Below are 9,939 nucleotides of genomic sequence, written 5' to 3'. Positions count from 1 at the left end.
CTGAAAGCAGGAAGCGGGGGATCGATCATCCTGAACGGTCTTTATGACCATATGACAACACGATCTTTTTCCCGCTTCCAGGTGCTTTACAGTCTAACTTAGCAATGCTTCTCTAAGCCACAAGGCTAACATACTATGACAGGGGTGAAGCAGGTTGTCATTCGACAATCGGCATTCGACAATCGGCATTCGACAATCGGCATTCGACAATCGGCATTCGACAATCGGCATTCCTAAAACTTCACGTTAAACCCGACATTCGGAATAAACGAATACTGGGGAATAATGTCTCGCGCCTGCGTTTTGGGATTCCATACAAATTGCTGGATGTTTTCCCGGTTGTACACGTTGAGCAAGTCGAGGAAGAGCAGCAAGCTCCAGTTTTCATAATTAAACCGACGATCTACCCGAATGTCAAGTCGGTGGTACGCCGGCGCCCTGTCATCGTTGACCCGCGAGAGGTCAAAAATCGCCCGGTTTTGAGCAGTCGACAGTTCGTCGAGATACGGCGTAAAGGGCCGGCCTGATGCGTAGGTGAATTTGCCAGAAAACTCCCAGTCTCCCAACTTGTAACCGCCAAGCAAAGTGAAAGTGTGCGGGATATCAAAGCTGGCCGGTCGGCGGATGCCATCAAGGGCCTGGTGCTCGGTTTGTGAGTAAGAGTAACTCAATTGTCCGTAGTAATTGTCGGTTAGCTTTTTCTGGACATAAAACTCTGCCCCAAAGGAACGGCCGCTGCCGCCGCTCTCCATCGGAAAGAGCAAATCGGTAACCCCAAAGTCATCACCCGAATTTGCAAGGGTTAGCGAAGGAAACTGCGAGCTCACTGGATAAGACGCGTAGTCTTTGACATAGCCCTCTACCGTGATACGAATATCATTTCTTGGAAAAAAGGAGAGCCCCATGATGTAGTGATCTGCACGCATCGGATCCAGATTTTCATTCTGCGGATCTGCATTCAGGAAAATCATAGGGGGCGACTGGAAGAACTGGCCCCAGGAGGCATTCAGATTCAGATTCGGCATTAACTCGTAGCGGAGGCTGGCGCGTGGGCTGATCCGGGTTTCTGAGATAAACTCAAAATAATCAACACGGGCTCCAAGATTGAGCGTAAGCTTTGATCCTAGCGTCGGCGAAAACTCTGTAAACGCTCCAAGCTGTGTAGCTGTAAACGAACGATCCAGGTTAATCGGGTTGATTCGGTCCGGGTTTTCGTTAAAAGATGATACGGAGCCTAAGGGCGCCGCAAGATCATAATTAGCTCGGAAGAGTTTGGCATCCACCCCCATTCGAATTTCGCCAAATGATTCAGGCAACAGCGTCAGGTCGTAGCGTACGGTTGAAATTCCTTCGGTATCGTTTTGCCGGAATGTGAGCACGTTGCCTATCTCTTCGTCGAAAATCTCGTTCTCGTAGCGGTAGGCAACATCTGAAATGGTAAACACACCAAAGGCACGCATGCCAATGAGGTGTTGCCAATTGATGCCATTCACAATCTGCCATCCACCACTGGTAACATTTTCAAGGCTGGGATCTTCCAGGTCGGTCGGATCCACGTTAAACTGGATGTCGTCGATGCCGCCGAGGCTAACAAAGGTCAACTTGTTTTTCGGGTTGATGTCGTAAACCACCTTTGCATTCAGGTTCCAGTATTCCGGTACAGCCGTCAGGCCGATGGCATCTTCGAGCAGTTCCAGGTAACTGCGGCGCACGGAAAGAATGAAAGAACCGTTTTCGCCCAGTGGGCCTTCTGTTGCAAGGCCAAAGCCGGCGATACCCATTTCCAGGTCAGCTGACACCCGCTCTTTACTCCCTTCACGCAGCGAAATATCAAGGACAGAGGACAACCGGTTGCCATACTTGGCAGAGAAACCACCTGAGAAAAACGAAGCGTCTGATAGAAACTCTGTATTGAGCATACTAATTGGACCGCCGCTCGTATTCTGCGCGCCAAAATGGTTCAGACTGGGTACCTCAATGTTGTCTATCAGGATAAGATTTTCTGACGGACTCCCGCCACGCACTACGAGATCATTCCGCTGGTCATTGGTGATAGCAACACCGGGTAGCGCCTGGGTCGAGCGCAACACGTCACCAATGGCACCGGCAGCACGCCGGATCTCTTCGTAAGACATAGTCTGAACACTGGTCAGCGTCTCTGTTGTCTGTTCGAAGTAATTCCCGCCCTCAACAACAACTTCGTCTGTCTCGAAATACATTTCTTCGAGCGACTTGTATACTTCAGAAACGCGGTTGCTACGCACCACAATATCTGCAACCTGGATCGGCGTAAATCCAACAGAAGATATAATCAGTGTGTAGGTCCCTACGGGTACGTTTGTAATTTTGAATTGCCCGTTTTCATTGGTTGCCCCACCGAGGGTGGTGTTATACACCTGTATATTCACATCCTGCAGGGGCCGCTGGGTTTCGGCATTGGTGATTGTACCTGATATAATTCCCACAGGCGACTGGGCATTCGCTATGGCCGGCAGTATTAAAATGAAAAGGACTATAAACAAGCGTTGCATGCTAATTGCGGGTTGGGTTGATGATTTAAATCCGCTAGCAATATCAGCCTGTTTTAGGCAAGTCTTTTCAATGAAATAGGTGAAGCTGCCCTTTTTCAGGGTGAAGCTGCATACAACGCCGGCAAGTCCCGCTTACCTGATACACACAACCCGAATGCAGCCAGTGATTGTGCGTGCTTGTATTGCGTGTTGTGTGTATCCATCAACCAATCCATCCAAGGATCGACGAATTTTCCAGAGAAAAAGACACGCATACACAAGCAAGACAAATCGCTGTCTACACCCGGGCAAGTGGGTCGTGTTATGCCTTTGGCACAGTTCTGCGCCATCAAGGGACACGATGTGCTTATGAAGCATATGGGTATAAGCCAGAAATGCCGAGAAAATGGCTCATGCCCTGTGAAAGGTTGTACTGCGGCTTTCAGCGGCCAAGGTTTAGTATCCCCTGAGCCCCTTAGAATGGTGCGGTATGATGTGGGGGAAGTACGTTGCTAATGCACGATTAGCAATCCATATTCGGCACTGCGCCAACCCAAGATCCTTCGGGGGCTCAGGATGACATGGGGGGAGGACCTGCGCAAGCCCTCGGCATTCGACACTAAAAACGCCCTCAGTTTCCGGCGGCGAGTTTGTAAATGTTTTCTGCTTTGCCGGGCTTGGCTTTTGCGTAGGCGACGGCTGCACCTACGAACGAGCGGAATAACGGATGGGGTTTGCCTACGACAGATTTATACTCGGGGTGGAATTGCACGCCGACAAACCACCGATTCTCCGGCAGTTCGATTATCTCGACGAGGTCTGTTGCCGTATTCATGCCAGCAAAGCGCATCCCCTGCTCAAGTAGCTTGTAGCGCAGCAGGTTATTCACCTCATACCGGTGGCGGTGGCGCTCCTGCACCATCGACTCGCCATAGATCTCGCGTACGCGCGAGCCTTCTGTGAGTGTGCAATCGTACGCGCCCAAACGCATCGTGCCCCCCTTGGCGGCAATCTTCTTCTGCTCCTCCATCAAGTCGATAACCGGGTGCAGTGTCTCTGGCTCAAACTCGGTTGAGTGTGCATCCTCCCAGCCACAAACATTGCGGGCATATTCGATAATGGCGCACTGCATGCCCAGGCAGATTCCAAAAAATGGGACATCCTTTTCTCGGGCATACCGTACGGCCTCGAGTTTCCCTGCAATTCCGCGGTCACCAAACCCGGGTGCCACCAGAATACCGGCAACGTTTTTCAATTTCGACGCAACGTTGTCTGCCGTCAGGTCATCGGACAAGATATAGTCGATCTCGACCTCTACATCATGCGCTACACCGGCCAGCACAAAGCTTTCTGATATCGACTTATATGCATCCTGGTGCTCTACATACTTCCCAACCAGCGCAATTTTCACGGTGCCTTTTGGCGCCTTCAGGCGCTCTACAAACTCAATCCATGAATCAAGCGTCTGGTCTGCTGCCGGTTCACTTGGTTTGATATCCAAACGCTCCATTACAAGATCATCAAGGCTCTGTTTTTTGTAGATCATCGGGATCTCGTAGATTGTTGCGGCATCACGCGCCTCTACAACAGCCTTGGGAGCAACGTTACAAAACAGGGCAATTTTCCTGCGCAGATCGGAGTCCAGAGGATGATCGGATCGGCAAATGAGCATATCCGGCTGCAGGCCGTGCGCCAACAGTGTTTTAACAGAGTGCTGGGTAGGCTTGGTTTTCAGCTCGCCGGCTGCTTTGAGGTAGGGTACCAGGGTGAGGTGTGCAATGAGCGTATTTTCGTGGCCCAGTTCGTAGCGCAATTGGCGAATTGCCTCCAGGTACGGCTGGCTTTCGATGTCCCCCACTGTACCGCCAATTTCGGTAAATACAATATCGTAATCGCCCGTGCTGCCCAGGTTGAGCATCCAGCTTTTGATTTCGTCGATGATGTGTGGGACAACCTGCACGGTTTTGCCAAGGTACGCGCCTTCCCGTTCTTTGGTAATTACCTCCAGATACACACGGCCGGTGGTCACATTGTTGGCCTGGCTCGTAGGAATACCAAGGAAACGTTCGTAGTGCCCCAGGTCCAGGTCGGTTTCAGCACCATCGTTCGTCACATACACTTCCCCGTGTTCATAGGGGTTCATCGTGCCCGGATCTACGTTAATGTAGGGGTCAAATTTCTGGATGGTTACCCGCAGGCCGCGGGTTTCGAGGAGGCGCCCCAGTGAAGCTGAAAAAATGCCCTTTCCTAAAGAAGATGTAACGCCACCCGTTACGAAAATGTATTTAGTGTGCACGTGCGTGAATGATTATTCTTGGCTGAAGAAGACAGATACGGGTTGATGGCGTAACGCTATCTGATTGGCGTGGCCTGTATCAACAAACCGCAGGCATAAAAAGAGATGCCCGCATAAGATACGGCGTTGGGATTTGAAATGCCTGTGGATACTGAACCGATTGACTAAAATATCAGCGTGTTGCAACGACCAATACGCCGGTGCCTTTTTTATTGTGTACCCGCACATCGAGCCAGTTGAGTAACATCCCGACCGGGAACACAGGGATGTAATAAAACGGCAACAGCAGTAAAAATATCTTGCTTGCAGACAACATCATCATCGGATACTTGATGAGGAATCGCCACGCAAACGAACCATAGGTGCCGTAGGTAAAGCGTGCATCGACGGGTTTGAGGCCGGCATCGCGAAGCTTGTCCTGCAATTCATCGATGTTGTAACCATCGCGTACATGCTCACCGATGAAGCTGTCCTCATCCTCCCCCGACACATCGGATCCGCCTTGATCAGAGGGCGTGTTGATCACAACAAATCCGCCTTCATTCAGTACATTCGCAAAATTTCTGAATACAGTGCGGTCGTCCTCTATGTGCTCCATCACATCAACCGATAGAATCAGGTCAAATGGCCCTTTGGCTTGCAAATCAGTCAGGTCTTCAAAAGCAAAGTCGATGCGGGAATTGTAGGGGGTTTGCGCAAAAAAGGCCTGCGCATTGTCGAGGTAGTCTTGTTTTATATCAACCGCCAGGATATTGGATTTGGGAAACGACTTTGCCATAAAGTAGGCATACTGTGCAAAGCCGGTGCCGGCGTCAAGCACCTGAATGGACGTGCGGTCATTCAGTTTGGCAAACAAGCCACGCAGCACTTTTTTCACGTGCCAGGCACGAAGAAAGAACAGATGTAACAACGCAAAAAAGATGCGCTGCAAAAGCGGGCTCTTTCTAAAAAAGTCGCCGAGGTAGTCTTTTATCGGATCGTACTCCATTGCTCAACACATCTGCTGTATCGTCTGGTTTCTGTCAGGCTGCAAGGGTTTCAACAGCCTCAAACAAGCGATCCCAGCTGTACAATTGCTTCTCTTCGAGTACACCCTGGTGAAGTTGGGCGTACAGGTCCTCTTTGAAAAAACGCACAATGGCAGCAGCCAAGGCTTCCGGATCTGCCGGCGGTACCACAAGGCCGGCACGTTCGTGCGGCACGATCTCTGGCAGTCCGCCTACATCAGTAACGATCAGCGGACGCTCAAAGTGGTAGGCTATCTGTGCCACCCCGCTTTGGGTTGCGGTAATATACGGCTGCACAACCACATCCGCTGCCGAAAACAATGGGGCGATGTCTTCTTCCGGGATGTAGGCAAACCGGAGCTCGACATGGCCGCTCAGGTTATGCTGTATCACAAAATCTTCGTAGCCTTGCGTCTCATCATAACATTCTCCGGCAACAATCAGTTGTACTGCCGGCAAAGCTGTTAGAACTTGCGGCATCGCCTCCAGCAAGACCTGTAACCCTTTGTACTTACGCACAAATCCAAAGAAGAGTAACATCGGTGCATCCGGTGCAATGCCCAACTGTTTGCGCGCATTTGTCCGTTCTATACCTTCACCAAAATGGTTGTAGACGGGGTGCCGCACCTGCACCGTTTTGAGTGCTTCCTGCAGCCCGACAAGATCTTGTTCAACAGCATCCGACATCACAATACATCCGTCGCAGGCTTTAAAGAAATACCGACTGAGGGCAACATCACCCGGGCGGCGCTCATGCGGTAAAGCATTGTGGACGATGCTAAGCACGCGAATACCTTTTGCGCGCAGTTGGCGGGCTATCGTTCCGTACGCCGGCGCAAAAAACGGCATCCAGTGCATGAAGAGCACGATATCGGGTTGGCGCGCCGCAATATCGCGGGCAGTACTGAGCCAGGAGAAAGGGTTAACGGAATCCAGTAGGCGGTCCGAAGGAATTGGGTCAGCGACTGGGGTTTCGTATTGGGTTTTACCCGGAAAAAGAAGCGAAGGGTACTGCCGGGAGAAATTCACTACCTCAACCTGATGCCCTCGCGCAACGAGTCCATGGTACGTTGCATGCATAAAATGGGCGATACCCCCACGGTAGGGTGCGGCAGGTCCAACCAGTACAATTTTTCTGGTGGCAGGCGCCGGCATAATCAGACACCTTCGCGGACGCGTGGCTCCAGTGAATCTTCGATGTGATAGGCTGAGGTCTCTTCCATCCGGGGCTTGATAATCATCTCACCAAGCAGTCCGGTTGCAAACATTTGTCCTCCCAACAAAATCAGCATCACCCCAAACAAAAGCAGGGGGCGATCACCGATCGGATTATTGAAGAACAATTTGTCAATAGAAATCCACAAGCTGATCAGAAAGCCGCCCAGGAAAGCCATCATGCCCAAGGAGCCGAAAAAATGCATCGGCCGAGCGGCAAAACGGGTCATGAACAGCGTGGTAATCAGATCTAGAAAACCCCGCGCAAAACGTTCAATTCCAAATTTGGTTTTGCCGTATTTGCGCGCATGGTGTTTCACCGGCTTTTCTACGATACGTGTAAAACCCTCCCATTTTGCCAGCAGCGGGATATAGCGGTGGAGTTCACCGTAAACCTTCACGCTTTTCACAACCTCTCTGCGGTATGCTTTGAGTCCGCAATTGATGTCGTGCAGGTCGATACCTGTCAGGCGGCGTGTGATGGTATTAATGACCTTGCTGGGGATTTTTTTACCAATCGGATCTTCGCGCTTCTTCTTCCAACCACTGACGAGGTCATTGCCTTCTTCCAGCATTGCGATAAGGGCCGGAATTTCGTGGGGGTCATCCTGCAGGTCAGCATCGATGGTTACCACGTACCGGCCGCGTGCCCGTTGAAATCCAACAGCAAGGGCGGCAGACTTGCCATAGTTTCTGCGAAAGCTGATGCCGGCAAATCGGGAATCCTCTGCGTGTATCTGCTGGATCACTTCCCAGGATGCATCAGAAGAGCCATCATCAATGAGCCATACTTCAAACGCGTATGCTTCGCGTTCACACACCTCCCGGAGCAGAACCGCAAGCTCGGGCAGCGACTCTTCTTCGTCGAAGACGGGGACTACTATACTCAGGTGGGGCTGCATCAGGCGCGTTGCTCCAGCTTGCAGGTCTACAGCCGGCTTTTTTACCGGTTGTAGACCTGCAATCCGAACCTTTTAAACATCAATGGTCGCGTACTTGGCGTTACGCTCAATAAACTTGCGGCGTGGTTCAACAGAATCACCCATCAAGGTACTGAAAATACGGTCCACAGCGGCAGCGTCTTCAATGGTCACCAGTTGAAGCTTTCGCGTGTCGGGGTTCATGGTTGTATTCCACAGCTGATCCGGGTTCATTTCACCCAAACCTTTGTAACGCTGAATAACAACTTTGCCTTTGTTTTCCGGATTAATCTCGGCGATGGCTGCGCGCAGTTCGTCATCATCCCACGCATAGCGTTCTTGCTTGCCACGCGAGGCTTTGTAGAGCGGCGGCTGCGCTACGTAGATGTAGCCATTATCAAACAGCACGCGCATATGGCGGTAAAGCAGCGTAAGCAGCAGGGTACGAATATGCGCCCCGTCCACGTCAGCATCCGTCATGATGATGATTTTGTGGTACCGGAGCTTTTCGACATTAAAGTCTTGTTCTGCTGTACCAAAGCCGGTGCCAAGCGCCGTCACAATATTTTTGATCTCCTCGTTTTCGAGGATACGGTCGAGGCGTGCTTTCTCTACATTCAGGATTTTACCGCGTAACGGTAGGATGGCCTGAAAGTGCCGATCGCGCGCCTGCTTGGCAGAGCCGCCGGCAGAGTCCCCTTCCACAAGGTAGATCTCACATTCTGTAGCATCTTTCGAGGCACAGTCAGCCAGCTTGCCCGGCAAGCCGCCACCGCCAAAAACGTTTTTACGCTGTACCAACTCACGGGCACGGCGCGCAGCAGCGCGGGCCTGGGCTGCTACGACAACTTTGTCGACAATGCGTTTGGCAGACTTCGGGTTGTCTTCCAGCCACTGCGACAGCTTCTCATTAACCAGGACCTCAACGGCGCTTTGCACCTCTGAGTTACCAAGCTTTGTTTTGGTCTGGCCTTCAAACTGCGGCTCAGCTACCTTCACAGAGAGTACAGCTGTAAGGCCTTCGCGAAAATCATCACCAGACAGATCAACTTTGACGTTGCGCAGCAGGTTGTTTTTCTCAGCGTAGGATTTCAGTGTACGCGTTAACGCACGGCGGAAACCGGAAACGTGGGTCCCCCCTTCGTGCGTGTTGATGTTGTTCACAAAGGACAGTACGTTCTCCGTGTAACTGGCATTGTATTTCATGGCCAGTTCAACAGGCACCACACCGTCTTCAGCGCCGATGTAGATCACCTCATCCAGGATGGGTGTACGTGCTTCGTCGAGATAGTCTACAAACTCGATGATGCCACCGGCAAAGTGGTATTCATCGCGACGAAGCTCCTCGTCTTCTTCCCGCCGGTCTTCGATGCTGATGAAAATATTCTTGTTTAGATATGCAAGCTCACGCAATCGCTCAGCCAGCGTATCAAAACGATATTCCAAATGGGTGAAGATGGTGTCGTCCGGCCAGAACTCAACGCGGGTCCCTGTGGACTCACCGTCTTTCATCGGGCCGATGTCTTTCACGTCTCCATCGGGATCACCACAAGCATAGGTCTGCTGCCAGATGCGGCCGTCGCGCCGAACCGTAGCGATCAGCTTTTTCGACAATGCGTTAACACAGGATACACCGACCCCATGCAAACCACCTGAAACTTTATAGGTGTCTTTGTCAAATTTACCGCCGGCATGCAGGGTGGTCATGACCACTTCGAGTGCAGACTTGCCCTCTACCGGGTGCATACCCACGGGAATCCCGCGGCCATTGTCTTCTACGGTAATTGATCCATCTTCGTTAATGGATACGGATACCTGATCACAGTATCCGGCAAGCGCTTCGTCAATAGAGTTGTCTACAACTTCGTATACAAGATGGTGAAGCCCACGAATGCCAACATCACCAATGTACATGGCCGGCCGCTTGCGAACCGCCTCCAGTCCTTCCAGGATCTGAATATTAGATGCGCCATACCCGCTATTTCCGGGTT

The 9,939-nt window shown here is 51.5% G+C and carries 6 protein-coding genes; all 6 read right to left on the bottom strand.

The features are described 5' to 3' along the window. Positions 1-233 precede the first annotated feature (233 nt). The 6 genes from AAF564_23445 to gyrB all read right to left on the bottom strand — a co-directional run bounded on the left by AAF564_23445 (position 234) and on the right by gyrB (position 9,907). Entirely contained in the window at positions 234-2,531 is a 2,298-nt protein-coding gene (locus tag AAF564_23445; GenBank protein ID MEM8488522.1) for a TonB-dependent receptor, read from the bottom strand. Positions 2,532-3,141: 610 nt separating this feature from the next. Then, positions 3,142-4,806 carry a CTP synthase gene (locus tag AAF564_23440; GenBank protein MEM8488521.1) on the bottom strand — a complete coding sequence of 555 codons (1,665 nt, stop codon included), beginning with the start codon at positions 4,804-4,806 and terminating at the stop codon, positions 3,142-3,144. A gap of 172 nt (positions 4,807-4,978) precedes the next feature. Beyond that, the gene (locus AAF564_23435) at positions 4,979-5,794 is read right to left on the bottom strand and encodes a class I SAM-dependent methyltransferase (protein ID MEM8488520.1); all 816 of its coding nucleotides are present in this window, start codon (positions 5,792-5,794) and stop codon (positions 4,979-4,981) included. Between the two features lie 34 nt (positions 5,795-5,828). Then, a complete protein-coding gene (locus AAF564_23430; protein ID MEM8488519.1) occupies positions 5,829-6,968 on the bottom strand; it encodes a glycosyltransferase in 1,140 nt (379 codons plus the stop codon). A gap of 2 nt (positions 6,969-6,970) precedes the next feature. Then, positions 6,971-7,930, bottom strand: coding sequence for a glycosyltransferase family 2 protein (locus AAF564_23425; protein MEM8488518.1), 960 nt, complete (start codon positions 7,928-7,930; stop codon positions 6,971-6,973). Between the two features lie 72 nt (positions 7,931-8,002). Further along, positions 8,003-9,907: a DNA topoisomerase (ATP-hydrolyzing) subunit B gene (gene gyrB, locus AAF564_23420; protein MEM8488517.1), complete on the bottom strand. Its 1,905-nt coding sequence runs from the start codon at positions 9,905-9,907 to the stop codon at positions 8,003-8,005. Positions 9,908-9,939 lie beyond the last annotated feature (32 nt).

This window comes from Bacteroidota bacterium, assembly GCA_039111535.1.
Lineage (GTDB): Bacteria > Bacteroidota > Rhodothermia > Rhodothermales > JAHQVL01 > JBCCIM01.
The sequence above is the reverse complement of the archived record's forward strand: the minus strand, read 5'-3'. Positions and strand labels throughout refer to the sequence as shown.

What these genes read in the sequence shown, in the direction of transcription:
- AAF564_23430 (MEM8488519.1), bottom strand. Translation starts at nt 6,968, where the DNA reads ATGCCGGCGCCTGCCACCAGAAAAATTGTACTGGTTGGACCTGCCGCA.
- AAF564_23435 (MEM8488520.1), bottom strand. Translation starts at nt 5,794, where the DNA reads ATGGAGTACGATCCGATAAAAGACTACCTCGGCGACTTTTTTAGAAAG.
- AAF564_23425 (MEM8488518.1), bottom strand. Translation starts at nt 7,930, where the DNA reads ATGCAGCCCCACCTGAGTATAGTAGTCCCCGTCTTCGACGAAGAAGAG.
- AAF564_23445 (MEM8488522.1), bottom strand. Translation starts at nt 2,531, where the DNA reads ATGCAACGCTTGTTTATAGTCCTTTTCATTTTAATACTGCCGGCCATA.